This window comes from Bosea vaviloviae (genome assembly GCF_001741865.1).
Lineage (GTDB): Bacteria > Pseudomonadota > Alphaproteobacteria > Rhizobiales > Beijerinckiaceae > Allobosea > Allobosea vaviloviae.
This window is the reverse complement of sequence record NZ_CP017147.1, coordinates 3,595,355-3,620,683: the sequence shown is the minus strand read 5'-3', so window position 1 is coordinate 3,620,683 and position 25,329 is coordinate 3,595,355. Positions and strand designations below refer to the sequence as shown.

20 protein-coding genes are annotated in these 25,329 nt (G+C 66.5%); 7 read left to right on the top strand and 13 right to left on the bottom strand.

Annotation, left to right across the window (positions count from 1 at the left end):
• Positions 1-14: 14 nt before the first annotated feature.
• The 6 genes from BHK69_RS16650 to BHK69_RS16625 all read right to left on the bottom strand — a co-directional run bounded on the left by BHK69_RS16650 (position 15) and on the right by BHK69_RS16625 (position 12,418).
• Positions 15-2,381: an OmpA family protein gene (locus BHK69_RS16650; RefSeq protein WP_069691069.1), complete on the bottom strand. Its 2,367-nt coding sequence runs from the start codon at positions 2,379-2,381 to the stop codon at positions 15-17.
• A gap of 407 nt (positions 2,382-2,788) precedes the next feature.
• Positions 2,789-4,168 (bottom strand): porin, encoded by a 1,380-nt coding sequence (locus tag BHK69_RS16645; RefSeq protein ID WP_069691068.1) that lies wholly within the window; start codon positions 4,166-4,168, stop codon positions 2,789-2,791.
• 576 nt (positions 4,169-4,744) lie between these two features.
• Positions 4,745-5,080: an endonuclease domain-containing protein gene (locus tag BHK69_RS16640; RefSeq protein ID WP_069691067.1), complete on the bottom strand. Its 336-nt coding sequence runs from the start codon at positions 5,078-5,080 to the stop codon at positions 4,745-4,747.
• A 125-nt stretch (positions 5,081-5,205) separates the two neighbouring features.
• Positions 5,206-9,522, bottom strand: coding sequence for a translocation/assembly module TamB domain-containing protein (locus BHK69_RS16635; protein ID WP_069691066.1), 4,317 nt, complete (start codon positions 9,520-9,522; stop codon positions 5,206-5,208).
• Positions 9,522-11,531, bottom strand: coding sequence for an autotransporter assembly complex protein TamA (locus tag BHK69_RS16630; protein WP_069691065.1), 2,010 nt, complete (start codon positions 11,529-11,531; stop codon positions 9,522-9,524). Before BHK69_RS16630 ends, BHK69_RS16635 begins: the two co-directional genes overlap by 1 nt.
• 134 nt (positions 11,532-11,665) lie before the next feature.
• Positions 11,666-12,418, bottom strand: coding sequence for a hypothetical protein (locus BHK69_RS16625; protein WP_069691064.1), 753 nt, complete (start codon positions 12,416-12,418; stop codon positions 11,666-11,668).
• A gap of 218 nt (positions 12,419-12,636) precedes the next feature.
• Between BHK69_RS16625 and BHK69_RS16620 the strand changes: the two genes are divergently transcribed.
• Complete coding sequence (locus tag BHK69_RS16620) at positions 12,637-12,990, top strand: VOC family protein (protein ID WP_069693728.1); 354 nt, start codon at positions 12,637-12,639, stop codon at positions 12,988-12,990.
• 106 nt (positions 12,991-13,096) lie between these two features.
• Entirely contained in the window at positions 13,097-13,231 is a 135-nt protein-coding gene (locus BHK69_RS33425) for a hypothetical protein (protein WP_280142012.1), read from the top strand.
• A gap of 234 nt (positions 13,232-13,465) precedes the next feature.
• Here BHK69_RS33425 and BHK69_RS16615 read toward each other — a convergent pair whose 3' ends face one another.
• From BHK69_RS16615 to BHK69_RS16585, 7 genes are all read right to left on the bottom strand, one after another.
• The gene (locus BHK69_RS16615; RefSeq protein WP_244548224.1) at positions 13,466-13,675 is read right to left on the bottom strand and encodes a DUF6429 family protein; all 210 of its coding nucleotides are present in this window, start codon (positions 13,673-13,675) and stop codon (positions 13,466-13,468) included.
• A 121-nt stretch (positions 13,676-13,796) separates the two neighbouring features.
• The gene (locus tag BHK69_RS16610; protein WP_069691062.1) at positions 13,797-14,126 is read right to left on the bottom strand and encodes a type II toxin-antitoxin system PemK/MazF family toxin; all 330 of its coding nucleotides are present in this window, start codon (positions 14,124-14,126) and stop codon (positions 13,797-13,799) included.
• Complete coding sequence (locus BHK69_RS16605) at positions 14,123-14,344, bottom strand: antitoxin MazE-like protein (RefSeq protein WP_244548223.1); 222 nt, start codon at positions 14,342-14,344, stop codon at positions 14,123-14,125. Before BHK69_RS16605 ends, BHK69_RS16610 begins: the two co-directional genes overlap by 4 nt.
• 203 nt (positions 14,345-14,547) lie before the next feature.
• Entirely contained in the window at positions 14,548-16,065 is a 1,518-nt protein-coding gene (locus tag BHK69_RS16600) for a tripartite tricarboxylate transporter permease (protein ID WP_069691061.1), read from the bottom strand.
• Positions 16,066-16,097: 32 nt separating this feature from the next.
• Positions 16,098-16,586: a tripartite tricarboxylate transporter TctB family protein gene (locus BHK69_RS16595; protein ID WP_069691060.1), complete on the bottom strand. Its 489-nt coding sequence runs from the start codon at positions 16,584-16,586 to the stop codon at positions 16,098-16,100.
• Between the two features lie 129 nt (positions 16,587-16,715).
• The gene (locus tag BHK69_RS16590; RefSeq protein WP_069691059.1) at positions 16,716-17,711 is read right to left on the bottom strand and encodes a Bug family tripartite tricarboxylate transporter substrate binding protein; all 996 of its coding nucleotides are present in this window, start codon (positions 17,709-17,711) and stop codon (positions 16,716-16,718) included.
• Between the two features lie 99 nt (positions 17,712-17,810).
• The gene (locus BHK69_RS16585) at positions 17,811-18,848 is read right to left on the bottom strand and encodes a 4-hydroxythreonine-4-phosphate dehydrogenase PdxA (protein WP_069691058.1); all 1,038 of its coding nucleotides are present in this window, start codon (positions 18,846-18,848) and stop codon (positions 17,811-17,813) included.
• A gap of 162 nt (positions 18,849-19,010) precedes the next feature.
• On the opposite strand from BHK69_RS16585, the gene BHK69_RS16580 reads away from it, so the two are divergent.
• The 5 genes from BHK69_RS16580 (at position 19,011) to ccoN (ending at position 25,327) form a co-directional block, all read left to right on the top strand.
• Positions 19,011-20,495, top strand: coding sequence for a flagellar biosynthesis protein FlgA (locus tag BHK69_RS16580; RefSeq protein ID WP_244548222.1), 1,485 nt, complete (start codon positions 19,011-19,013; stop codon positions 20,493-20,495).
• Positions 20,492-21,157, top strand: a complete 666-nt coding sequence (locus tag BHK69_RS16575; RefSeq protein WP_069691056.1) for a GntR family transcriptional regulator — start codon at positions 20,492-20,494, stop codon at positions 21,155-21,157. The genes BHK69_RS16580 and BHK69_RS16575 overlap by 4 nt, the downstream gene beginning before the upstream one ends.
• Before the next feature lie 119 nt (positions 21,158-21,276).
• The gene (locus tag BHK69_RS16570) at positions 21,277-22,017 is read left to right on the top strand and encodes a metallophosphoesterase family protein (protein ID WP_069691055.1); all 741 of its coding nucleotides are present in this window, start codon (positions 21,277-21,279) and stop codon (positions 22,015-22,017) included.
• Between the two features lie 14 nt (positions 22,018-22,031).
• Positions 22,032-23,435: a bifunctional serine/threonine-protein kinase/universal stress protein gene (locus tag BHK69_RS16565; protein ID WP_083269490.1), complete on the top strand. Its 1,404-nt coding sequence runs from the start codon at positions 22,032-22,034 to the stop codon at positions 23,433-23,435.
• A gap of 230 nt (positions 23,436-23,665) precedes the next feature.
• Entirely contained in the window at positions 23,666-25,327 is a 1,662-nt protein-coding gene (ccoN, locus tag BHK69_RS16560) for a cytochrome-c oxidase, cbb3-type subunit I (protein WP_069691053.1), read from the top strand.
• The last annotated feature ends 2 nt before the right edge of the window (positions 25,328-25,329 follow it).

Sequence of the window (25,329 nt, the reverse complement as noted above, 5' to 3'; positions counted from 1 at the left end):
CGCTCTAACAGCCTCTATTTCGCGACCGTGAACTGAACGCGCCGGTTCATCACCCGCGCATCGGGGACGCCGTGAGGCACCAGCGGTCTGTCCGTGCCGAAGCCGGCAACAGTCAGTTGAGCCGGGTCGATGCCGCGCCGGACGAGCTCGTCGCGCACGCGCAAGGCCCGGCGCTCGGACAGCTCGAGATTGTTGAAGCCGCGCCACTCGCCGTCGCGATTGGCGTGCCCCTCGATGATGATGCGCGAGGCCGGGCACTGTTTCAGGATGGCGAAGGCCTCATTGACGACCCGTTCGGTCGTGGGGTCGAGCGGGACCACGGCGGTGCCTTGCCCGAACAGCACGGTGTTGCGCTTGGTCAAGGCGTCCAACTCGTTCTGGCAAGTGTTGGGCGGGTCGATGAGGCAACCGGTCTGGCGCAAGCCGACGGAGGCGGAAACCTTGAGAGGCCCCGGCGCGGTGGCCGCGCTGGTCTCGACCTCGCTCTTGATCAGGTCACGGCAAGTCAAACCCTGGATGACGGCACCGTCTTCGCTGAGGCTGGCCGAGCCGAGATCGAGCCGCAGCAGGTTGACCAGCGCGACATACGCCGCCGCAGTGAAGCCCGTGGGCGCGCCCGGCAGGAGCGTGGTCGAGTCGCTGACCTTGCCGCGCAGCGACGATGCCTCGACCAGCGCCAGCAGATCCTCGCGGGAGCGCGCGTCAGGCAGATATCCCGTCATCGAGACGCCGGATTTATCGACGGCGAGCCGCAGCCCATAGGGCCTGACCGCGAAGGCGCCACCAGCGGTCCCGGCCTTGAGGCTGAGGCCGGCAGGAATCGGTCGCTGGGCCAGCGCCGCCTCCAGGGCGCGCAAGCCCGCCTCATCCGCGACCTCGCCGGACAAAGCGAGCTCCGAACGATCGAGCGAGACCGTGCCGCGCGTCATGCTGCCCAGAAGCTCGAAGGCGAAGCGCGTCGCGGAAGCGTAGTCCGGCGTTGCCACGAGATTGGGCTCCACTGTCGTGCGGTCATCGAGCGGGCCCGCATTCGCCAGACCGGAAGCGGCGCGCAAGGCCGCGCGAGCGGCCTCATCGCGCACCAGGCCGGCGACGACCAGGCCTTGCTCGGTCTTCTCAGCCTGCCAACGTAATATGACGGGAGCCGGAGCCAGTACGGGAGGCGCAACGGTCGCAGGCTGAGCCGATCCTTGTGCCGTCTCTTGGGCCGTCTCTTGGGCCGTCCCTTGGGCCGATCCTTGGACAGCGCCGGCTGTCGAGGCCAGCGGCGAGCTTGTCGCCCCAGGCGTCAGTGTGGACTCGGCCGGAACGGGAAGCGCCGGGACCGGAAGCGGCGCAGGCGGCGGTGCGGGTGGGCAGGCGATCGTCGCCTTGGCGACGGAATCGGGCCCATCAAGCTGGGCGACGAGCAGCCGCAAGGCCTGGCAGGCTTCGAAACTATCGGGGCCAACACCGGTCAATTCATAAGCGTCTCCAACGAGTTCGGCCTTTCCGCTGCGCAGGCGGGCGAGATCGCCGATCGCGCGCGTCACCTTGGCGAGAAAGGCAGCGGGCGCGCCGAGGGCCGGCTTGGTCAGGTCGTTGAGCGGCGTCGGCTCGGGAAAGCTGCGGCGCAACAGCGCCTGGAGCTGACGCCGGACATCCTCGGACGGATAAAAACCGGTGACCGTCACAGCACCATCGGCCGCGCGGTCCGCGCTCCAGCGATAGGGCGCGACCAGCGGCGGCTCGAGCGCACAATCGACGGGCTGGAAGCCGCCTTTCGCCAGATTGGGCAAAGCGCTCTTCAGGGCCAGGAAGGCGTCAGGCGTATTGGCGCTGCCCTCAATGCAGAAGCGGCCGTCATCCAGCGCGACCTTGCCGGAAGACAGCTTCGGCAACTCCGCGAGCACGGCCTTGGTCATGTCGGCAAAGCCTGAGGGAGCACCGAAGGCGAGGCTTTGACGATCCTCGATCCGCAGACCGGGCAAAGCGGCGCCGGCCGCTGCGACATTGGCCGTGGCCGCGGCTTCATCGGGCACGGAGCCGCTGAGCGTGACCACGCCGCCCCGGCGCGTCGCAGACCAGCTATAGGGCCGCTGCGCCACGGCCTGTGACAAGCCGCCGAGCGCGCGGCGCACGCCGAATTCCGAACGAAGCTGCGCCATGGCCTTGGCCGCGCCATCAGCAGAGAGCGCCTCGCCGCCGATCGAGACATCGCGGCCGACGACTTGCGCCACGACCGGCCGCGCCCCGGGCGCCTGCCCCGCCGCCGAACTTGCGGCCAGCATCGCGCGGTTGCCGACATCGCGCTGAATGGCATCGTCGAGAGCGAGGTTGCCCATGCCCCAGAGCAAGGCGAGCGGCGCCAAACCCCAAAGCCAACGCAGCGGTTGCCCCATTCCCGAAATCCCCGCAGCCAGCCCGGCCCCACACGCTTCGATTGCGCACGATAGATCTTGCCCCAAGTCAGGCCGGATCGTGAAGTTCTGTCAAGCGCGTCGCCCTAAGCCGCCTTAGATCACGTCGCATCCGGGTGGCATCGTCCGAATGCGACACTGCTCCCTCGTCATTGCGAGCGAAGCGAAGCAATCCAGAGGACGTAGAGCGAGCCCTCCTAGATTGCTTCGCTGCGCTCGCAATGACGGCAAGGCGCAGAGGCCAACCCCTCCCCGCGCATGGCCGACCCGGTTCGGAGCGGCGCGCCCTCGCCAGGATGCGAGAAACCGGTTCCCACGTTTCATCCTGCTCCAGCCAATAAAAAAGCCCCGGGTTTCCCCGGGGCTTCTCGATCCAATCGGAAAACCGATCAGAAATCGCGCTGGATGCGCAGACGACCCTGGAAGGTGTCGTCGGACTTGATCGCGCGGCCAACAATATTCTGGTCGGCGGTGAAGGCAGTCACGCTGCGGCGGGTTTCGACGCGGGCGTAGAGGACTTCCACACCGATGTCGAGGCCGGCGACCGGCGACCAGATCAGGTTGGTGCCGACGCGGATTTCGCTCGGGTCGAGGGTCGAAACAGCCGCGCTGTAGTCCAGCTTGGAGTACGAACCATAGAGACCCTGGCGGATCGTGGGGGTCCAGTAGTGCAGCAGACCTGCGGTCAGGGCGTAGCCCTTGGTCAGGTGAGCCTTGCCGATGGCGTCGAGAACAACGTCGGAGTTGTTGACGTTGAGACGGCCAGCGCGGCTGGAGCCGCCCCAGGTCGAACCGGTGCCAGCGCCGCCGTAGCCGAGGTAGGACAGGCCACCCTCAGCGTAAGCAGCCTGCAACCAGAGATAGTCGCCAGCGGCGAGCATCGGCAGGTTGATCTTGACGCCGCCCTGAACGGCGAAGCCGTACTGGTCGTCGTTCGACAGGTTGGTGCCCGTGCCGATGCCGGTGGTGCCGATCGGGCCAGTCGTGCCACGCTGAAGCAGCGCGCCCGACAGCTGAGCCGAACCCCAGCCCTGGGTGATGTTGATGTTACCAACAACGTCCGGGATGGTCTGGCCGCCGAGGGTCGCAGTGGAAACGCCAGCGATGTTGGTGGTGATGCCACCGACCTGCTCACGCTCCGAGCGATCTTCCAGCGACACCGTCGCCGAGATGCCGCCACCGAAGGTCGCGGTGTAGGCCAACAGGTTCAGAGCCTGGTCCGAACCACGGATGACGCCGTAGTTCAGGTCGTCAGCGTAGAAGTCGAAGAACGACTGAGCGCGACCAGCGGTGATCGGGCCGAACTGGATGAAGGCCTTGTCGAGGCTGTAGCTCGCCTGGCCGTTGCCGGTACCGGGCACACCAGAAACGCCGCCACGAGCAGCGCCGGCCCAGACGCCGTTGCCGTTGAAGGACTGGCCGTAGACGCCGTTCGAGTTGGTCATCTCGAAGCGAACGAAGGTGCGCAGCGTGCCATAGGCGGTCGCGGTGCGGGCGTCGATGTTCAGACGACCACGAGCGCGGAAGCCGTAGCCGTCCTGGCCGCGGTTGAAGCGCTCGCCAACGCTGTATTCAGCGCGAACACGACCACCAACGCGCAGGCAGGTTTCCGTGCCCGGGATGTAGAAGAAGCCCGCGCCGTAGGTGGAGCAGACACGAACGTATTCGACCGGAGCGGCCTTCCGCGAGGGAAGATCGGCGGCCTGAGCCCCGGCAACCGCGGCGATACCGGCGGCAGAACCGAGGAGGAGGCTCTTAACGAGCTTCATTGGTAACCTCCAAAATGAGTTTCGAGACCCTCGGGCTTCGGTTCGCTTTCTCGGCAGCAGGCCCCAGGAGACCAAACCGCCAGCTTACCTATTCCCGGCCTTTCGCCCGCGTCCCTGAACCATTCAGAGGCGAAGACGAAAAACAGCGACCGGGAATGTCCCGACGCAGGTTCACCATACGAATGCCGGATTGCCGATCAACCTCGATCACGCCGCCGAGAGGTCCGGGGGGGTGCTTTGGAACCCGGTGTTGCAGGAGCGCCACGCTTTGAGGGCCGAAATTTACCAGCTCTTAACCGCGCTCGCCCGGATGGGCCTTTCGAGCGGTCTCCGCGGGTAGAATCGCATTCCCGGTGGCGGCGAGGCCATTCGGGGAGGGCTGGCGGTGATTCCCGGTCGCCGGCCCGGCGCGATTCTCCCTTCTCCCGAAGTCCAGCAGGCGCGGGGAACCCCTCTCCCGGATGGGAGAGGGGCAGGGGTGAGGGTGTGCCGCAGATCACGAGGGCGAGACTGCGCCGCAGCGCCTTTTGGTTTGGCCGCGTGCCCCCCATCAGGGAGGAGAATGGAGCTCTCCGGTCAGCCCACAGCCTGACGGATGGCCGCCACGACTGCGTCGCGGTCATCGCGAACCTGCGCATTGCTGAAACGCAGCAGGGTGCAGCCATGGCGCTCAATCTCCTGCGTGCGGGTCGTATCGTAGTCGCGTTCCCAATTATGCTGCCGGCCATCGATCTCGACGATCAGCCTGCGCTCCACGCAGAGGAAATCCACGGTGTAGCCGAGCAGCGGCACCTGCCGGCGGAACTTGAGACCATCGAGACGGCGGTTGCGCAGCAAGCCCCAGACGATGTCCTCGGGCTCGGTCGCCTGCGCGCGCAGGCGTCTGGCGAAGCGGCGTTGTTCGGTCGTCATCGTGGCAGATGGTGGACCGTTGGCGTTCCAACAATCAACGGCACACCCTCATCCCTGCCCTTCTCCCATCCGGGAGAAGGGTTCCCCGCGCCCTTTACGTCGACCATGACGGCACCCAAGGGCGCTCAGTATTCCCACTCCGCCCCAACGCCGACCGCAGCAGAGCCGTCGGCCCTGGTCTCGGCCTGGACCTTGAGGCGGCGGGTGACGTCGATCCCGATCGAAACGCCGCTATCTTCGGGCTTGGCGCCGGCCTTCACGCCGATCGAGACGTTGTTGCCGATATAGCGGGAGGCGCCGATCGTCGGCCCGCCCGCCCCGACCTGGATGTCGAGATTGTCGACGCCGAGCGATTTGCGCAGCCGCTCGAAGGAATCGTCGCCGCCGCCGCCAGCGAACTGGGCAGCCGTCTGCGCGAGTTGCAGTGCCTGGAAGGCCGAGAGCGAGCCCGAGGCGCGGGCGAACAGGATGCGCGACAGCACCTCGTCCTGCGGCAGCTCGGGCTGCGAGGTGAAGGCGAAGGCCGGCTGGTCGGCCGGGCCCGTGATCAGGATCCTGGCCGTGACGTCCGATGCGCGCGTCTCGGCGACGAAATCGAGCTCGGGAATCGTGCCGCCAGTGAAGCTCAAGCGGCCACGGCTGAAATCGAGGCGCTGACTCAGCACGCTGAGGCGGCCGCGCCTGAGATCGAAGCCGCCATCGAGCGCGGGAGCAGCCAGCGAGCCACCGACGCGCATCTCTCCGCCGAGTTCGGCATCGATGCCGCGCCCCCGGATGAAGACGCGATTCGGCGCGGAGACCACCAGCGCCAGCGCAGCGTCAAAAGCGGGCGCCGGCCGGCCCCTGCCCTTCCCGACCGGTTTGGCCTTGCGAGCTGCGGCGAGACGCGCGGCCGCGGTGCCCGTCGCCTTGATGTGCTTGATGCCGTCCACCGGCCGCAGCGAGGCCGGCAAACGATCCGGCACCGCGACATCGAGCGAGACGACATCGACCCGCCCACCGATGCGCGGGCGCTGCGCCAGCGGCCCGGCGATATCGAGGCCGAGATCGGCGACGGCCGTGACGATGCCGTTGGCGACGAGCTGGGCGCGCTGGCCCTGGATGCGCAATTGGCCCGGAAAGCCGGCCGCCGGATCGAGCCTGACCTGCCCGCTGGCCGAGAGCGTGCCGCCATTGGCGGTGGCGGCGACGGCGCGCTCGATCGTCAGGTTCTCGCCGGTCGCCGCGATGCGCGCCTCGATCCCGGTCAGGCGCATGCCCTGCAAGGCGTCGGTGAAGCTGCCCCTGGCGAAGCTCGCCGTGCCGCTGAGACGCGGGGCGGCGGCCGTCCCCACTGCCCGCATGTCGAGCGCCATCGCCCCGGTCAGCCGCTGGCCCTGAGCCGCGATCATCGGATTGGCGAGCGCGGCGTCGACCGTGCCCTGCGCCGTGAGATCGAGTGCACCGGCAGCACCGAGCGGCGCGGAACCGCGCAGGCTCAGATTCGCGAGCTTCCCGGCATTCAGCGTCGCATTGACGCTGGTGCGATTGCCAACGAGCTGGCCATTGCCGTCGATCGCGATCGGCGGCAGGCCGGCGCTGCGGGTTTCCGGCGTCGCCAGTCCCGCGACGCGCAACTGCCAGGGACCGGTCAGCGCATCCGGCCGGCCTTTCACCTGCGCCTCGGCATTGAGCGTTCCCGCCAAATCCAGATTGGGAGCAGCGATGCGCGCGGCCGAAAGCGGCACGTCGCGGGCGGTCAGCCGCAGATCGAGCGTCTCGCCGGCGCGGCCGTCGAGCGTCAGGCGCCCGCGATCGATCGCCAGCGCCAGATCGGCGATCTCGACGCCCCCGGTTGGGAAGCTCAGCCTGGCCGGCTGGCTGAGCGCGATGCGCCGCCCGTCGCGGCGCGCCTCGAAGGAGGCCAGTTCCAACCGCAGCGGGTCGGCCGGGACGAGCCGGCCCGCTCCATTCAAGGCGAAGCCGCGTGCAGCCGCGCTCAGGGTGAAGGCGCTGGCCTCGGGCGCCCCCTTCGAATCGAAGCGGATCGAGCTCACCGGCTCGCCGGCCAGGACCGCCCTGTCGATCGCGAGCGCGGCATCGAGCTGCGGTTTGCCGAAAACGTCGCGGGCGGCAGCTGTGACATCGAGCTTGTCGATCGCGAGCGAAGGGCCGGCGAGTTTCGCAGCCCGCGCGGTCAGATCGAGATTCTGCCGGCCCTCGACCACCGCCAGCGTGATATCGGCGTTAAGCTGACCGCCGAGCTTGGTCAGCGCCAGCGCCGAGAGATCGTCGAGATTGCGCGCGGCGAGCGTCAACCGGCCGGCGGCGCGGCTGGCGGGATCGAGCGTCAGCGCGCCGTTCAGCCTGACCGAGCCGATGCCGAGATCCAGGCTCGAGAGGTTCCAGCCATCATCGGGGCCGCGCGCGAGCCGGACGCGACCGGTTGCGGGCTTGTTGTCGACCTCGCCATCGAGCGCGAGCGTCGTGTCGAGCGCGCCTTGCAGATCGCGGATCGTGGCATCGATCGCCAGGCGCGGAATCGGCCGGGCGAGCGCGGTGGCGTTGGTGACGGCGAGGCGGGCCGTGGCGTCGAGCTTATCGAGCGGGCCGGTCAGTTGCGCGGTCGCCTCGCCGCGCCCGGACAGGCGCGGATCAGCGCGCTTCAGATCGGGCAGCGCCAGGGCGATGCGCAGATCCGAGCGCTCGTGCCCGACCCCGCCATCGGCGGTCAGGGCCGCATGTTGCCCGGTGAGGCGCAGGCCCGTAACCGTAACATCGGAGGCGAGCGCCTTGATCTGGCCGGCGAGCGCCAGATTGCCGGCCAGCAGGCGGTCGAGCACGGCGTCGCCAGTGGCGAGCCGGTCGGCGCGGCCATTCAGCACCACGCCATAAGTATGTGTGCGCGGCGTCGCGTCGAGATCTGCCGTGACATCGGCGCGGCCCGCCAATGCCCGCCCGGCAAACCCGCTCAGGCGCGACAAATCGGGCAGGAGCAGCTTCGCCTGGCCGAGCATGCGGGCCTGACCGAGCTTGCCCTTGTAATCGACGTCGACGCCCGACATGGCCAGCCGCAATGTCTCGAAATCGGCGGTCGCGTCGTCATTGCCGGTGCCGCGCAAGCTGAAAACGACGCGCTCGCCGACGATGCGCGCCAGCTTCGGATCGCTCAGCGCAACGCCCGTCGCCTCGCCATCGGAGACCAGCGCGACCTTGGTCCCCGCCTCGCCGATCGTCCCGGTCGGCGTCGCGGTGAAGCGGGCGGCGAGCTTGCCGAGCGTGCCGGTCGGGAGCTTGGCGTCCTCAGCTTCCAATGTCGCGACGATGCGCGGGCCCGCGACCGGGCCTTTGACCGTCGCCTCGAAAGCGAGCTTGGCGATCTCGGCGCCCGAGGCGACGGTGCGGCCTTCGAGATTGGGGCGCGCGGTCGCCGTGAGGCGCAGATCGAGCGTCTTGTCGGGAGCGTAGCGTCCGAGCACGTCGAGCCGGGCGAGCGCCGAGACCAGCGCCAGATTGCGGATGTCGACGCCGCCATCGTCGCTGAAACCGACCGCACCATCGAGCCGCGTCGAGCCGGCGAAGACCGGCGCGGCGGGGGCCGGCATCAGCCCTTCGATGCGCGCATCGAGCGCCAGCGCCAGATCGCGTCCCGCACCGACGCGGGACAGATTGGCCGAGCCCTGGGCGCCGATGGTCTCGCCGGCGGTGAAAACCAGGTTGGACCTGAAGGCGTCGAGCGGGCCGTCGCCATTGAGGTCGAGCTTGACCGGCGGCTGGCCCGGCAAACCGGCGACATGGGCGATCAGTCCGCCCTCGGGCTCGTCGATCTTCACCGCGAGCTGAAGCCGGGTCGATTGTGGGATGAAGCCGAGCCGCACGGTGAACACGCCAGCCCGATCGAGCCGGCGCGCCTCGAGCCTGAGATCGAGCCCCTCAGCCGGCGCGCCCAGCGTCGCCGAGCCGGTTGCGCCAAGGCGCGCGGCCGTGCCGAGGACCGGCTCACCGAGCGAGAGTTCGCCGAGCTGGAACGCGGTGACGATGACCTTGAGCGGCAGCTCCGGCAGAATCGGCTGGTCGTTGGCGGGCGCCGCTCCCGGCTGCGGCACGGGCTTGCGCAAGATTTCGAGCCTGCCGATCTCGAGCCGGTTGACCTCGAGCCGTCGCAGCAGCAGCGCCGAGCGGGTCCAGATCAACCGGGCGCGGTCGAGCCGAAGCCAGGGACCGTCGCGATCAGACAGCACGATGTCGCGGATCGTGACGTCGGAGGAGAGCGCGCCGTCGACCGCGCCGATCGAGACCTGGCTGGTGTCGCTCGACAGCGCCCGCGAGATCAGATCGGCGACGACGCCGCGATCGCTCTGGGCATTCTGGGCGAAGCCGCCGAAATGAGCCGAGGCGAGCAGCCCCGCCAGCAGCACGAAAGCCGAGAGCGCCAGGCGCGGAAGGGTCAGGAGCCGCGCCATCAGAAGGCCTGCCCGATGCTGATATAGATCGCGACCGGCTTGTCGCCCTTGCGCGCGTTGAGGGGGGCTGCGACGTCGAGCCTGATCGGGCCGATCGGCGTGTAATAGCGCAGGCCGAGGCCGGCCGAATATTGCAGCTCCTGCTTGAAGTTCGGGATGCTGGATTCGAAGGCCATGCCGGCATCGAAGAACGGCACCAGGCCGATCGTGTCGGTGACCTTGATGCGGGCCTCGACCGAGGCCTCGAACAGGCTGCGCCCGCCGGTCAATTGCCCGAGCGGTCCAAGCGGCGAGAGCGTGCGATAGGCATAGCCGCGTACCGAGCCGCCGCCACCGGCATAGAAACGCCGCGTCGCCGGGATGTCCGCGAGCTTTTCGCCGGCGATCGAGCCCAGCCCGACGCGGCCGGCGAGCACATAGCGGGCGTCCTCGTCGATTGCGTAATAGCCGGAGACCGCGGCCTTCGACTGCACGACATTGACGGTGGAGCCGAGGAAGCTCGGATAGGGCGTGACCGAGGCCGTGGCCCGGATGCCGCGCGTCGCGTCGAGCAGGCTGTCGGTCGAATCGTACTTCACCGAGAGCGGAATGCCGACCAGGGTGTAGTCGACCTGCCCGAGCACGTCGCTGGTCTGGCCGCGCTCGACCTCCAGCCCGGCCTGGACCGAGAAGGTGTCGCTGAAGCGCCGGCGGATCGCGGTCGTCACATTGGCGTAGCGCGCAGTGTAGCCGCCATAGCGGTTGGTGCCGACGCGCTCACGCGCGCCCGTACCGTCGACGAGCCAGTCATAGCGCGTGCCCCACAGCGCCGGCTTCATGAAGCTGACCGTGAAGCGCCCGCCGAGATCGGAGCGCTCGAAATCGTCGAAGCTGCTGATCTTGGTGCCATTGATGCGCGGCGCAAGGAAGATGTCACCCTCGAGACGCAACCGCTCCGCTCCGCCGAACAGGTTGCGATGCTCCCAATAGGTCTTCACCGCCGGGCCATCGATGGTGGAGTAGCGGGCGGAGAAGCCGATCAGGCGCTTGGGCCGCTCGGTGACATCGACGAAAACAGGCAGATTGCCGGCGGCATCGAGCTTGTCCGCCTCGCGGATGCGCACCGAGCCTATGGCGGGAATTGTCGCGACCGATTTGCGCGTATCCGCCAGCGCCTTGGGCGAATAGGGGTCGCCCGGTTCGAGATAGATGAAGGAGCGCACCACGGCGGGCGGGATATCCCCGGTCTCGCCGATCGTGACGGCGCCGAAGCCAGCAAGCGGGCCGGGCTCGACGACATAGGTCACATCCATGATCCGCGCGGCATGGTCGACCACAGGCCGCATCTCGACCACCTTGGCGAGCGGGCGCGACTGGTTGCGCAGATGGTCGACAAGCGCAGCCTGCGCCGCGCGCAGCGCGCCCGAGGTCGCGGCATCGCCGGGCTTGAGCTTGGAGACCTTGGCCGGGTCGGCGATGACCGGGGCGCCCTCCCCGCGCTCGACGACGGCAACATTGCGCAATCCGAAGACCGGGCCGGGCTGGATCCGGACCGTGATCGGAACCGGCTCGCGATTGCGATGCGTCTCGGCGGCGCGCACCAGGGCTGCGCCGGGCTCCACGCCCGGCTTCAGCGCGACACCGTCGACGGCGATCGCGACCTCGGCATTGAAATAGCCCTGCGACCAGAGCGCATCGACCAGCGGGTTGAGATCGGCGGCCATGCGCCGCGCCAGGGTCTCGCCATCAGGCGGTGCGTCCTGGCGCAGGCGATAGAGCAGCGAGGCGTCCTGCAGGGTGCGCGTCAGCGCCTTGGCGTCAGCGGCGTCCCCGAGATCGAAGCTGAGCTGATAGGGCAGCGTGCTGGTGCTGACCGCGGGAGGCTGCTCCTTGGAACCGAACAGGCCAAAGACGTCCAGCGACGAGAAATCGAAGGCCTCGGCCGGCGTGGACTGTCCACCAAGCATCGCGGCGAAAGCGCAGACGCCTCCACCCGCGACATTGCGGGACACCCTCCGCCACAACCGCATCCGCCCTCCCAATGACGCCACCAGCACACAACGAATAAGGTCGAACTGTGTTCTGAAAATGATGGAAACATTGCCGATGATCTGGCGATCACCGGCAATATCCTGAGTTTAAAGGCTGGTCCCGAATTGAAAGCCTAACGCAGCGTCAGAGATACTGTCGCCAGCGGGCTCAACTTCGTCACGATCTCGCCCTTTCCGGGAGAGAGCACGCCGCCGCAGAGGCTGCCGGTGGTGACGATCTGGCCGGCGCGCAAGCCGCCCATGAAATCCTGCTTGCGGTTCGCCCAGGCGAGGAAAGGCGCCATCGGATCGCCATTCGCATGCACCGCCGGCTTGTCATAGATCGTGACGCCGTTGAGCGAGATGAAGCAGCCGAGCGCGGTCGGATCGTCGAGCGTCTTGATGTCGAGTTCGGGGCCGATCAGGTAGCCGCCATGACCGAGCGCATCGGCCAGCCAGAGCGCGAAGGGAACGCCCGTCCAGTTGGCGAGGCGGCTCTCGACGATCTCGATGCCGAGATAGGCCTTGTCGCAATGGCCGAGCAATTCGGCGCGCGAATAGGGCTGGTTCGGGCGGAACGGCACGTCGCTGGCGAGCCGCAGGGCGATCTCGATCTCGACGCGCAATTCGGCGCCGATCGCGCCCTCATAGACATCGCCGGGCTTGAGATAGGGGCCGGGCATGATGCCCGCGACCGGCAACCCGTCCTCGGCGATCGCGACTTTCCAGCCGGCTTCCGGCTGCTTCAGCACCTTGGCGATCTCTGCCTGCACGCCCAGCCCCTCGCTGAAGGAAGCCGGCACGGGCTGGCTCGCCATCTCGATCAGGCTCTTGCCGCGGCGGGCGGCGACCAGCGCGTCGCGCAAGGTTTCGGTCGTGGTCGGCATTTTCGTCTCTTCCCTGTCGGCTTGTCTGTCGGCTTGGTGACGATCATCTCCCGCCCATGCAGCATGGACGGCCTCGCGCTTGCCAAACTGCTACAGTAGCAGGAGCCGTCTGGACAACCCGCATCGCGACACGACCTGCTGCCATGAGCTGCCGGTCCTTTGCGGCCGAGCTGACGCGCATCACCGATTTTACCCGGCAATCACAGGAGGACATCACCATGACGGCTTCTGAGAACGACCGGCGCATCGACTATGTCGAATTCAATGTCGCCGATCTCGCGCGGGCGCGCGCCTTCTACGAAAAGGCCTTCGGCTGGAGGATGACCGATTACGGGCCGGACTATTGCGCCTTCACTGATGGCCGGCTCGAAGGCGGCTTCACCACGCAAGGGACGCCGAACCCGGGCGGGCCGCTGGTCATCCTCTATGCCGACGACCTTGCCGCGACGCAGGCCGGCATCGAGGCGGCAGGCGGGCGCATCGTCAAGCCGGTGTTCGATTTCCCCGGCGGCCGGCGCTTCCATTTCGCCGATCCCGATGGGTATGAGCTGGCGGTGTGGTCGAAGGTGTGAGGCGGCCATCGTTCCCCTGCGTCACGCAATGCAGACCTGTCGAAATTTCAAGGGCATAGGCCCAGCTTCGTGATAAAGTCGCTTCCGTGAATTAGGGAGGCGGTCGATGCGCATTATCGTGCAGTTGCTTTCAGCCTATCTCGCCTGGCTCAGCCAGGAGCTTCTGGTGACGCCGGATCTCATCACGAAAGACAGGCGAGGCAACCTGCCCCCGCCCTCCGGCGGCATCGGGGCGTTTTGAATTAGCCTCGGCGACGGCCCCTGTCGTCATTGCGAGCGTAGCGAAGCAATCCAGGAGGGCTCGCGCGGCCGCCCCTGGATTGCTTCGCTACGCTCGCAATGACGGGAAGAGCGGCGCCCCTACTTCCCCCAGCGCAGCGCCAGCGGGTCGAGCTCCCGTGCCAATTCGATCAGGCCCTTGCGGGTCTGCATGAGCATCTTCGCGCGGGTCGGAGGAATCCGCGCCCGCCACGGCTCAGGATTTCCGGGTTTCGCCCTTGCCGAACAGTTTGCTGTGCAACGACTCCGCCAGACGCAGGCCGACCTCGCTGAAGACGACCGATTTGGCCTGGCCCACCGGGTTCGAGATCAGCCCCTTTGCGTGCAAGCGATCCATGGCGCCCCAGTCAAACGACTTCCAGGCGCTGTCGCTCTGGTGAAGTCCGAGCAGCAGCAGCGCCAGCACGGCGTCGTCAATGCGGTCCTCTTCAGTCGGCGGTCGCGTCCACGCTCAACAGCGGCGCCCGGGCGGGATGCCTCTATAGGGTTCCGGTGATGCTGTGTCGTCCTTCGTGGAAGCGGAATGGTCAATCGGCAAAACCGAGAACAGCGGCCACGGCGCGGTCCAGGCGTAAAAGCTCATCCGCCGTCAATCGACCGACCGAGCGCGCGATGCGTTCGGCTTTCACGGTGGTTGGCTTGTCAGCCATGATCTGAGACTTCAAACGCAGGCCGTTGGCGGCCGTCGGATCGAGCGTAATGCGGAAGTCCGACGCTTCGCTCAACGTCGTGGTCATTTGGCAAACCACCACTGAAGGGTGGTTTCGAGGCATGCCATCGGACTGGATGACGACAGCAGGCCTCGGCTTGCCGTAGTCGCCCGAGGCAGAAACGATGACGATATCGCCGCGCCTCACTGCTCGTCCGAGGGATCGGGATTGTCGAACTCTGAGACCGATTCGATCCAGGTGAGAGCCTCGGCCTCGTCGGCAGGATCGAGTGCAGCGGATTGGCGGGCGATCCGCGCCCGTACCTCGGCAGAGCGCATGTCGGGGAGAAGAAGGCGCACCTCGCGCACCCCCTGCTCGCGCCGTCGCCGGCGCATATCGCGCATCCGTTCTGCAGCCGCCGCCATGGGACCGTCCCCGAACTCGACGTCCGACCGTAACGCGTTACAAAACGGGAGACAAGGCCAGAGCAGGATGCGAAAAAGTGGGAACCGGTTTTTCGCATTGATCCTGCTCTCACTTTTGATGAGAGACGGATTCAGATTTCAGATGGGATCACTTCGTGATTCCATCTGAAATCATCCGGCTCTTGGCATCATGATACGAGCGCTCAGCCTTTCGCCGAGCCGGCGACCAAGCGGCCGCGGAGGCGACGCGTGACGCCACCCAGAAGCGGCATGAACAACAGCGCGAGACCGATCGTCATCAGCGTCGCGACCAGCGGGTTCGCCCAGAAGATCTTGAGCGAGCCCTGCGAAAAGATCATCGACTGGCGGAAGGCGTCCTCGGCCTTGTCGCCGATGACCATGGCAAGCACGAGCGGCGCGATCGGGTAGTCGAGCTTCTTGAAGACATAGCCGACGAGGCCGAAGACCAGCGCCAGCCAGATGTCGAACTCCTTGCTCGCGGCGGTGTAGGCGCCGATGAAGCAGATCACCACGATCACCGGCCCGATGATCGAGAACGGGATACGCAGGATCGAGGCGAAGAGCGGCACCGTCGCCAGCACCACGACGACCGCGACGACATTGCCGAGATACATCGAGGCGATCAGGCCCCAGACGAAGTCCGGCCGGTCGGTGAACAGCGTCGGGCCTGGGTTGAGCCCCCAGATCATCAAGCCGCCCATCATCACGGCGGCCGTCGCGGAGCCTGGAATGCCAAGCGCCAGCATCGGCAGCATCGCCGCCGAGCCCGCCGCATGGTCGGCCGTCTCGGGCGCGATCACGCCCTCGGGATCGCCCTTGCCGAAGGTTTCGGGATGGCGCGAGGAGCGCTTGGCCATGGCGTAGCTCATGAAGGAGGCCGCCGTCGGCCCGCCCGGCGTGATGCCCATCCAGATGCCGATCAGGCTCGAACGCAGCAAGGCAAGCCAATAGCGCGGCAGCTTGGCGGCGGTCGTCAGCACATCACTGACGCGCACTTTGGCGGCGATGCCGTCGAATTTCAGGCCCTCCTCCATCGTCAGCAGCAATTCGCCGATGCCGAACAGGCCGATCACCGCGATCAGGAAGCTGACACCGGCGAGCAGGACGTCGAAATCATAGGTCAGCCGGACATTGCCGGAGACCGAATCCATGCCGATGGCCGCAAGCGTGAAGCCGATGCCCATCGAGACGATGGTCTTCAGCGGCGAGGCGCCGCCAAGCCCGATGAAGCTGGCGAAGGTCATGAAATAGACCGCGAAATACTCAGGAGAGGAAAAGCGCAGCGCGAATTTCGCGACCCAGCCCGAGAGCAGCGTGATCAGGATGACGCCGGCAAGCGCCCCGAAACCGGCCGAGAGGAAGGCGAAGGCAAGCGCCTCGGTCGCCTTGCCCTGCTTGGCCATGGGGTGGCCGTCGAAAGTCGTCGCGACGGAGGACGGCTCGCCCGGGATGTTGAACAGGATCGATGTGGTCGAGCCGCCAAACAGCGCGCCCCAATAGAGCGAGGTCAGAAGGATGATGGCCGAGACCGGATCCATCGAGAAGGTCAGCGGCAGGAGCAGCGACACGCCATTGGGCGCGCCCAGCCCCGGCAGGACGCCGACGAGCACGCCCAGGAGCACGCCCGCGAACATCAGCAGGATGTGGTGGGTCGTGAGCGCGACCGAAAAGCCGTGCATCAGGTTGGCGACATTATCCATGGCTTACGGCACCGTTTTCCGTTGCGAGCCGATCACAGGCCGATGAGAGGCTCGAGCGGGCCCTTGAGCAGGCCGATCTGGAAGAATTTCTCGAGCGCGAAATAGAAGAAAGCTGCGGTTCCCAGCGCCGTCACCAGCGTCGCCGGCCAGCCATAGCGACCCTGGAAACGCATGGTGAAGACGAGATAGAGGATCGTCGCCGCATACATGCCGAGCGTGACGCTGAGGATGACGAAGCCCGCCATCGGCAGCAGGAACGAAGCGACGCGCCGGGCCTGTTCATGATCGAGGACGCTCTTGCGCAACGCCAGGTCGCCGGCGAATTGCTTGCCGACCGTCAGTCCGAGCGTGCCGAGGCTCGCCAGCGCGACGAGCGCGCCGACATAGAAGGGAAACGCGCCCGGCTGCGGGCCCGACGAATCCCAGCCGATGCCGAATTCGAGCGCGCCTTTGACGATGACGAGACCGAAAGCCATGGTCGCCAAAGCGGTGGCGGTCTCGGCCCAGAAGCGAGTGATCATGCGGCTGTTCTCCTGTCGGGGCGGGAGGCGTCATTGCGAGCGAAGCGAAGCAATCCAGGAGGTCTCACGCAGTCCCCCTGGTTTGCTTCGTCGCCACGCTCCTCGCAATGACGAGGCGGCACGGCCGCCCTACTTCACCACCCAGCCTTCGCTCTCGAAGACCTTGCGGCTGGCGGCGTCGTCCTTGGTGACGAAATCGGCGAGTTCCTTGCCCTTCATGAAGCGGCTGGTCTGCGCCGTGCGGGCGACGAACTCCTGCCATTCCGGCGTCTTGCTGACCTTCTCCAGGAGATCGGCGTAGAAGGCGACCGCGTCAGCGGGAACCTCGGCCGGCAGCCAGACGGTGCGGGGCATCTGGAAGGTCTCCAGCGGCAGGCCGGCCTCCTTGCAGGTCGGGATGTCGCCCCAGCCCTTGCCCTCGAAGACCGGATCGCTCTTGGCGAGCCGCACCGGCGAGAAGACGCAAAGCGGCTTCACTTGGCCGGCCTTCCACTGGCCGATATTCTCATTGGGGTTGTTGACGTTGGAATCGATATGGCCGCCGGCGAGCTGCACCGCCGCGGCGCTGCCGCCCTGGAACGGCACATAGATCCATTTCACGCCCCCCGCTTCCTGGATCATTGAGGTCAGCGTCTGGTCGGTGTCCTTGGACTGGCTGCCGCCCATCTTGAAGCCCATCGGCTTGGCCTTGACCGCATCGAGATAGCTCTTGGCATCGGCATAGGGCGCGCTGCCGTTGACCCAGAGCAGGAACTCGTCGAGCGCCAGCGCCGCAACCGGCGTCAGGTCGGTGAATTTGTAGCCGAGCTTGGCGACGTAAGGCAGCAGATAGGCGTTGTTGGTGCCGAAGATGACGCGGTTGGGATCGCCCTTGGCGCCCTTGCCGTAGACATAGCCTTCGGCGCCGGAGCCGCCGCCCTTGTTCACCACCACGATCGGCTGGTCGACCAGCTTGTGCTTGGTGATGATCGACTGGATGACGCGGGCGAAATTGTCGGTGCCACCGCCGGCGCCCGAGGTCACGACGAATTCAATGGGCTTGGTCGGCTGCCAGGCCTGTGCCGCGCTGATCCCGCTGAGCGCGAAGGCGCCCGCGAGCACGGCTTTGATGCTGAACGATGTCATGGTCGTCTCCCTGATGTTTGCGTTTCGGGGCGGCTCTTGAGGCGGCCGCCCTCAGTGAATGATCTTGTCAGGCCGCGGTCTCGTCAGGCGGCCGTCTCGTCAAGCGGCGGCTTGGGCCCTCGCCTTTCCGTCCTGCGCCATCTTGATGGCGAGCGAGAGCGCGGCGCGGGTGGCGCCGAGATTGGCGATGCCCTTGCCCGCGATCTCGTAGGCCGTGCCGTGGGCAGGCGTGCAGATCGGGAAGGGGAAGCCGCCGATCAGGGTAACGCCACGGTCGAAGCCGATCAGCTTCATCGCGATCTGACCCTGGTCATGATACATCGTCAAAACGGCGTCGAAATCACCGTTCTTCGCACGCAGGAACACGGTGTCGGAGGGGAACGGCCCCTCGACGGTGAAGCCTTGCGCCTTGGCGGCCTTGACCGCCGGCTCGATCGTCTCGATCTCGTCACGGCCGAAATTGCCGCCATCGCCGGCATGGGGATTGATGCCCGCGACCGCGATGCGCGGCGGGTTGAAGCCGGCGGCGCGCAGATTGGCATCGGCCAGCGTCAAGGCCCGCAGGATACGCTCCTGGGTGATGTTCTGCGCGACCTCGGAGAGCGGAATATGCGAGGTGACGCGGGCGTTCCAGAGCTTGTCCAGGATGTTGAACTCGCTCGCCGCGCCCTCGAAACCGATCGCGTCGCGCACGAAGCGGATCTCGTCGTCATAGCCGGGATAGGCAAAGCGCATCGCCGCCTTGTTGAAGGGCGTGAAGAAGACCGCATCGGCCTGCCCCGAGGCCGCGAATTGCAGCGCGCGGCGGAAATTCCCGGTCGCGGCCTTGCCGCCGGCGAGCGTCGCCTTGCCGCGCTCCAGATCGGCCGGATCGTGGTTGGCGAGATCGATGAAGACCGGAGCGTCCGAGCCTGCGGGAATGGCGTCGCCGTCGCGGATCAGCTGGACAGCCGGATCGACCTTGCCATCCTGCGCTCCGAGATCGAGCAGGCGCTTGTCGCCGAACACAACATAGCGGGCGGCATGACGCAGATCGGGCTCGACCAGGATGCGGGCGGTGAGTTCAGGGCTGATGCCGGAGGGGTCGCCCATCGCGACCGCGATCACCGGCAGCGCGCCATTCGCACGGCTTTCCATGAGATAGTCTCCAGCTTCGTCTTGTTGGGCTCTGGCTAGCACGCCCCCCTCTTCGCTTCAAGTATGCTGTATGCAGCATATTCTCCTTGCTGTAGACAGACATCGAAAGGCGCGAACCGGCCCGGCCGGATGACGGCGCCGCCCAAGGGAAACAAGACCACGATGAATTTCCACGCGCATTACGCCGGCATCACGCAGCCGATCGAGACCTGCCTGATTGGCAGCGGCGGCTTCGGCCGCAGCTACCTTGCCCAGGCGCGCCGGATCGCGCTGGTCAATGCCCGCATCGCCGTCGACATGACGGCGGAAGCGGCCGGGCGCGCCTTTGCCGCGGCCGGGATCGCGGCAAGCGAGATCGCGCTCTGCGAGACGGCGACTGAAGCGCGCGCGGCCTGGGCGGCTGGCCGCCATGTCGCGGCGGGGCGGCTGGAGAGCGTCATCGACCTGCCCTTCGCGATGCTGGTCGAGGCGACGGGCGGCCCCGAGGCGGCCACCCGCCACAGCCTGATGGCGATCGAGGCCGGCCGGCATGTCGCGCTCGTCTCCAAGGAGGCCGACAGCGTGGTCGGACCCGGCCTTGCCCGCCTCGGCCGCGACAAGGGCGTGGTCGTCACCCCCGTCGACGGCGACCAGCCCAGCCTGTTGATCGCGCTGGTGAGCTGGGCCGAGGTTCTGGGGCTGGAGCTGATCGCGGCGGGCAAATCGAGCGAATATGACTTCGTCTTCGACGCGGCGACCGGGTCCGTCAGCTGCAATGGCGCAACCAAACTGCTGCCGGAACTGCGCGAGCACTGGCTGCCGGGCGAGCGCTCGATCGTCGGCACCGCCGCGGAACGCGCGCGCATCCTCGGCCAGGCCTTCCCGCTACGGGCCGTTCCCGATCTCTGCGAGATGACGCTCGTCGCCAATGCGACCGACCTCGTCGCCGACAACGCCGCTTTCCATGCCCCGCCGGCGCGCATCCCGGAGATCGCCGACCTGTTTTCGCAAGCGACGCAGGGCGGCCTGCTTTCGGGGACGCGGCGAATCGACGTGTTCCACCATCTGCGTCTGGCCGAGGAAGCGAGCTTCGCCGGCGGCGTCTTCGTCGTCATCGCCTGCGAGAACGCCGAGACCTGGGAGATGCTGGCCGGCAAGGGCCATGTCGTCAGCCGCACAGCTAAGACCGCGATGCTCTATCTGCCGCGCCATCTGCTGGGGGTGGAGGTCGCCACCTCCATCCTCGACGCCGCAGGCCTCGGCCGCTCCGGCTATGGCGACGACTACCGCCCGCGCCAGGACCTCGTCGCCGTGGCGCAGCGCGATCTTGCGGCCGGCACGGTGCTGACCATGGGCGGGCACCATCACAGCATCGAGGGCGTGGGCGCAGAGGTCCGTCCTGCCACAGCCCTCGCCGAAGACCGCCCTGCCCCGTTCTATCTCGTCGCCGACCGCAAGCTCGTGGCCCCCGTCAGGGCCGGCCAGGCGATCACGCTGGGCGATGTCGAAATCGCCACTGATTCAGACTTGCTCGCGATGCGCCGGCGGCAGGATGGCCTGTTCGCGGACAAGGCAGAGTTCGCAGGCAAAGCAAGAGATGCCGGTTTGACAGCGCAGGGAGGCCATGCCGTAAACGGCGCGAGCACAGGAGCAATGGCAGCACGATGAGCGAAGCGGTGGCCGAGTATCCGAGGATCACGCGCCGCACCTTGCATGAGGAGGTGCTGGAGCGCCTTCGCGACATGATCATCGAAGGCAGGCTCGAACCTGGCCAGCGCATCAATGAGGGCCAGCTCGGCGCGCAGCTCGGAGTTTCGCGCACGCCTTTGCGCGAGGCGATCAAGACGCTCGCCAGCGAGGGGCTCGTCGAGATCCTGCCGGCCAAGGGCGCGATCGTGCGCAAATTCACCGCCAAGGATCTCGCGCAGATCCTGCAGGTGCTGAAGACGCTGGAACAGCTCGGCGGCCGCATGGCCTGCGAGCTAGCCAGCGACGCGACGATTCAAGCGATCAACCTGCTGCACGAGCGAATGCTCGCGCTCTACAAATCCAACAACCGGCTCGAATATTTCAAGCTCAACCAGGCGATCCACAGCGCCATCGTCGCCGCCTCTGGCAACCCCGTGCTGATGGAAATGCACGAGACGCTGCAGGCCCGGATCAAGCGCTTGCGCTTCATCGGCAATGAAGGGCCGCAGAAATGGGCCGGCGCCGTCGCCGAGCATGAGGAGATGATGGCGGCGCTCTTGAAGCGCGACGCAGACGCGCTTCTCGACGTCATCGGCCGGCATATGGAATCGACCAGGCTGCGCGTCGCCGACGTGTTTTGATCAGGCAGAATCCAGCCCGCCCCGACAGCGGTGGGGCGCGGACCGCCTTCGCGCCCGAATCAAGACCGACTTAAGCCCATTCGACGCCCGGCTCGCATCGATGCTAACACCACCCGACCATGCGCATCGCGGTGCTCTCCGACATCCATGCCAATCGCGAAGCGCTGGAGGCGGTGCTCGAGTTTGTCGAGGAGCTGGCGCCGGACCAGATCGTTGTCCTTGGCGATCTGGTCGGTTACGGGCCCGATCCCGAATTCGCGGTCGAGACAGTGGCGCGGCTCGTCTCCGACGGCGCGCTCTGCCTGCTCGGCAACCATGACGAGGCCGCGCGCTCCGACAGGGACAGGCTGACGCCGAATGCGCGCGAAGCGATACGCTGGACCCGCACGCGGCTGAACGACGACCACCGCGCCTTCCTCGCGGCGCTGCCGCTGTCGATCACGCGCTTCGGCTGCCAATGGGTCCATGCCAGCGCCCACCGGCCCGAGAGCTGGGACTATATCTCCAATCCCGAAGCGGCGATGCGCTGCCTGGCAGCGAGCACGGAGGCGCTGATCTGCTGCGGACATACGCACCAGCCAACCGTGTTCTATAGCCACCCGAACCGGCGACCGACGATGTTCGTCCCACGCGACGAAGTCGCCGCGCCGCTCTTGGCCCGGCACCGGCACGTCATCGTCACAGGGGCCGTCGGCCAGCCGCGCGACGGCAATCCAGCGTCGTGCTTCGCGCTGCTGGATCTGGAGGAGGCCAGCGTGACGATGCGGCGCGTGCCCTATGACAGCGAGGCGACAGCGGCCAAGATCAAGAGGCTCGGCCTCTCCAGCTGGCTGGGTCTGCGCCTGCTGATCGGTCGATGAGGAGGGAGGACGCCGTGGAACGACCCAACACCGGCGCCAAGATCGACGGCTTCGAACTGATCGAGCCGCTTCCCTCCGGCGGCATGGCGTCACTGTGGCGGGCACGGCACGCGGATTTCGACGTCCCCCTCATCCTCAAGATCCCGTTCCTCGATCCCGGGCAGGACGTTTCGGTGATCATCGGCTACGAGGTCGAGGAGATGATCCTGAAGCGGCTCTCCGGCCCACATGTGCCGCGCTTCATCGCCTCCGGCGATCTCGCTGAGCGGCCCTATCTCGCCATGGAGTTCGTCGCGGGCGTAAGCTTGGCGAAACGCGCCGAGGCCGCACCGCTTGCCACTGAGGAGGTGGCGCGGATCGGCATCGCGATCGGCACGGCGCTCACGGATCTCCATCGCCAGGGCGTCGTCCATCTCGACCTCAAGCCGCAGAACGTCATCCTGGGGGAACGCGGCGCGGTGCTGCTGGATTTCGGGCTGGCGCGACACGCCGATCTGCCGGATCTGCTCGGCGAGGAAAGCGCGGTGCCGATGGGCACGCCCGCCTATATCGCCCCCGAACAGGTGCTGGGCGACAGAACCGACCCCGCCAGCGATCTCTTCGCGCTCGGCTGCATTCTTTACCAGCTTGCGACGGGCGAAGAGCCCTTCGGAAGGCCCTCGACCACCGCCGGCATGAAGCGGCGCCTCTACCATGCACCACGCCCCATGCGCGCGATCAGGCCCGACATCCCGGCCTGGCTCGAAGCGATCGTAGCGCACTGCCTCGAGGTCGATCGCGGCCGGCGCTACGCCGACGCCGCCAAGCTCATCTTCGATCTGCGCAACCCCGAGCAGGTCGTGCTGCCGCGCTCAAACCGCGCCCGACCAGGCGGAATTCTCGGCTGGCTGAAGCAGCTGTTCCACCGTCCCAGCGAAGCCGTGCTGGTCGGAACGGCGGCGGAAGGTCGTCGCCGGGCCGGACCTTCGATCGTGCTCACCGCCGTCGATCTGTCGGACGGAGCCGACCCGCTGGCGGCGGCGATATTGGCCGAGACCCAGCGGCTTCTCGCGGCGCGGCCCGATTCCTGGCTCGCCTGCCTGACCGTGATCAAGACGGATCTGGTCAAGGAAACCCAATACGCCGACTCCAAAGGCCGCTCGATCTACGTCAGGCGGCTGGTCGCGCTGAAGGACTGGGCGCGGCCGCTGCATCTGAGCGAGGAGCGCGTCAGCTATCACGTCATCGAGGCTGTAAGCGCCGCCGATGCGATCCTGCGCTATGCCGAGCACAACCAGATCGACCACATCGTCATCGGCGCCCGCTCCTCTTCGGCGCTGCGCCGCCATCTCGGCAGTGTTTCGACCAAGGTCGTCGCGGAGGCGCATTGCTCGGTTTCGGTGGTGCGGACCAAGGGCGCAGCCGGCGAGCAGGGCTAGAGGCTGTTCTGAACCAGCGAGCTTGACTCGGCTTCGGGAAATCCCGTGCTGATGGACATGCAATCAAATTTCACATCGGCAGCCGTATGTTGACGGATAATTCCTTTAAAGCAGCAGCTGCTCACATGGCAGTTTTCGACAAATATTCGCTGGTTGACGTGGCCCTGAATTAAGCCTCCTGATCTCTGAGCGTCGCGAGAGAATCTGCGTGACGACGAAAGGTCGAGCGAATGGTTGCTGAGCTGACTATCGCTGAACGCCAAAATGCCATCACAGTGTCATTGCTCGTCGCGCTCTGCGGGCTGGCAATGGCGATCGCCGGGCACGACGACCCGTTGGGGGTTCATGGCGTTATCGTCCTCCTGGCCGGACTCGGCGGCGTCTTCCTGGTGCTCTCGAAGTATTTCGAGCCGGAGCCCTCGGATGAGCGTCTGACGCGCTATTACGATGACCCAACCAAGGTCGGGATCGTGCTCTCGCTGGCCTGGGCCGTCGTCGGCATGTTCTTCGGGGTCTGGGTCGCTGCGCTCCTTGCTTGGCCTGACCTGACCTTCGATGCGGCCTGGGCGAGCTTCGGGCGCCTTCGTCCGATCCACACCTCGGGCGTGATCTTCGGCTTTGGCGGCAACGCGCTGATCGCGACCTCCTTCCATGTGCTGCAGCGGACCACGCGAGCCCGCCTGCCCGATCAGTTCAGCCCGTGGTTCGTGCTGCTGGGGTACAACCTGTTCTGCGTGCTGGCCGCGAGCGGCTATCTGATGGGGCTGACCCAGTCCAAGGAATATGCCGAACCCGAATGGTATGCCGACATCTGGCTTGTCATCGTCTGGGTTACGTATTTCCTGATCTACATCCGTACGCTGCAGCGGCGGAAGGAACCGCATATCTATGTGGCCAACTGGTACTACATGGCCTTCATCCTGGTCGTGGCGGTACTGCATATCGTCAACAACCTGGCCATTCCGGTCTCCTTCGGCCATGCCAAGAGCTATTCGCTCTTCTCGGGCGTCCAGGATGCGATGACGCAATGGTGGTACGGCCATAACGCGGTGGCGTTCTTCCTGACCGCGGGCTTCCTCGGGATGATGTATTACTACCTGCCCAAGCGAGCCGGGCGGCCGATCTACTCCTATAGGCTGTCGATCATCAGCTTCTGGGGCATCACCTTCATGTACATGTGGGCGGGCTCGCACCACCTTCACTATACGGCCCTGCCGCAATGGGTGCAGACGCTGGGCATGACCTTCTCGGTCGTGCTGCTCGTGCCGTCCTGGGCCTCGGCCGGCAACGCGCTGCTGACGCTAAACGGCGCGTGGCACAAGGTGCGCGACGACGCGACCCTGCGCTTCATGATGGTCGCTGCCATCTTCTACGGCCTGGTGACGTTCGAGGGCTCGTTCATGGCGATCCGGGCGGTCAACTCGCTGTCGCACTACACCGACTGGACGGTTGGCCATGTCCATGTCGGTGCGCTCGGTTGGGTGGCGATGATCACCTTCGGTTCGTTCTACGCCCTGGTACCTTCGATGTGGAAGGTCGAGCGGATGTATTCGCCCAAGCTGGTCGAGGTCCATTTCTGGCTCGCCCTGGCCGGCACCGTCATCTACGTCTTCGCGATGTGGAACTCCGGCATCATCCAGGGCCTGATGTGGCGGACCTATAACGACAGCGGCACGCTCGCCTATTCCTTCACCGACAGCGTCGTCGCCATGCATCCCTACTATATATCGCGAATGGTCGGCGGGCTGCTGTTCCTGACCGGTGCGATCGTCGCCTCCTACAATGTCTGGATGACGATCCGGATGTCGCGCATGCGGACTGCGACGCAAGGCTCCGAGGCCGACCAGCCTGCCCTGCAGGGCGCCACACCTGCGCTGCAGCCCGGAGAGTAAGA

Excerpts from the sequence above, each read along its gene's own strand:
- BHK69_RS16650 (WP_069691069.1), bottom strand. The coding sequence starts at position 2,381 with ATGGGGCAACCGCTGCGTTGGCTTTGGGGTTTGGCGCCGCTCGCCTTG.
- BHK69_RS16645 (WP_069691068.1), bottom strand. The coding sequence starts at position 4,168 with ATGAAGCTCGTTAAGAGCCTCCTCCTCGGTTCTGCCGCCGGTATCGCC.
- BHK69_RS16640 (WP_069691067.1), bottom strand. The coding sequence starts at position 5,080 with ATGACGACCGAACAACGCCGCTTCGCCAGACGCCTGCGCGCGCAGGCG.
- BHK69_RS16635 (WP_069691066.1), bottom strand. The coding sequence starts at position 9,522 with ATGGCGCGGCTCCTGACCCTTCCGCGCCTGGCGCTCTCGGCTTTCGTG.
- BHK69_RS16630 (WP_069691065.1), bottom strand. The coding sequence starts at position 11,531 with ATGCGGTTGTGGCGGAGGGTGTCCCGCAATGTCGCGGGTGGAGGCGTC.
- BHK69_RS16625 (WP_069691064.1), bottom strand. The coding sequence starts at position 12,418 with ATGCCGACCACGACCGAAACCTTGCGCGACGCGCTGGTCGCCGCCCGC.
- BHK69_RS16620 (WP_069693728.1), top strand. The coding sequence starts at position 12,637 with ATGACGGCTTCTGAGAACGACCGGCGCATCGACTATGTCGAATTCAAT.
- BHK69_RS33425 (WP_280142012.1), top strand. The coding sequence starts at position 13,097 with ATGCGCATTATCGTGCAGTTGCTTTCAGCCTATCTCGCCTGGCTCAGC.
- BHK69_RS16605 (WP_244548223.1), bottom strand. The coding sequence starts at position 14,344 with ATGGCGGCGGCTGCAGAACGGATGCGCGATATGCGCCGGCGACGGCGC.
- BHK69_RS16600 (WP_069691061.1), bottom strand. The coding sequence starts at position 16,065 with ATGGATAATGTCGCCAACCTGATGCACGGCTTTTCGGTCGCGCTCACG.
- BHK69_RS16595 (WP_069691060.1), bottom strand. The coding sequence starts at position 16,586 with ATGATCACTCGCTTCTGGGCCGAGACCGCCACCGCTTTGGCGACCATG.
- BHK69_RS16590 (WP_069691059.1), bottom strand. The coding sequence starts at position 17,711 with ATGACATCGTTCAGCATCAAAGCCGTGCTCGCGGGCGCCTTCGCGCTC.
- BHK69_RS16585 (WP_069691058.1), bottom strand. The coding sequence starts at position 18,848 with ATGGAAAGCCGTGCGAATGGCGCGCTGCCGGTGATCGCGGTCGCGATG.
- BHK69_RS16580 (WP_244548222.1), top strand. The coding sequence starts at position 19,011 with ATGAATTTCCACGCGCATTACGCCGGCATCACGCAGCCGATCGAGACC.
- BHK69_RS16575 (WP_069691056.1), top strand. The coding sequence starts at position 20,492 with ATGAGCGAAGCGGTGGCCGAGTATCCGAGGATCACGCGCCGCACCTTG.
- BHK69_RS16570 (WP_069691055.1), top strand. The coding sequence starts at position 21,277 with ATGCGCATCGCGGTGCTCTCCGACATCCATGCCAATCGCGAAGCGCTG.
- ccoN (WP_069691053.1), top strand. The coding sequence starts at position 23,666 with ATGGTTGCTGAGCTGACTATCGCTGAACGCCAAAATGCCATCACAGTG.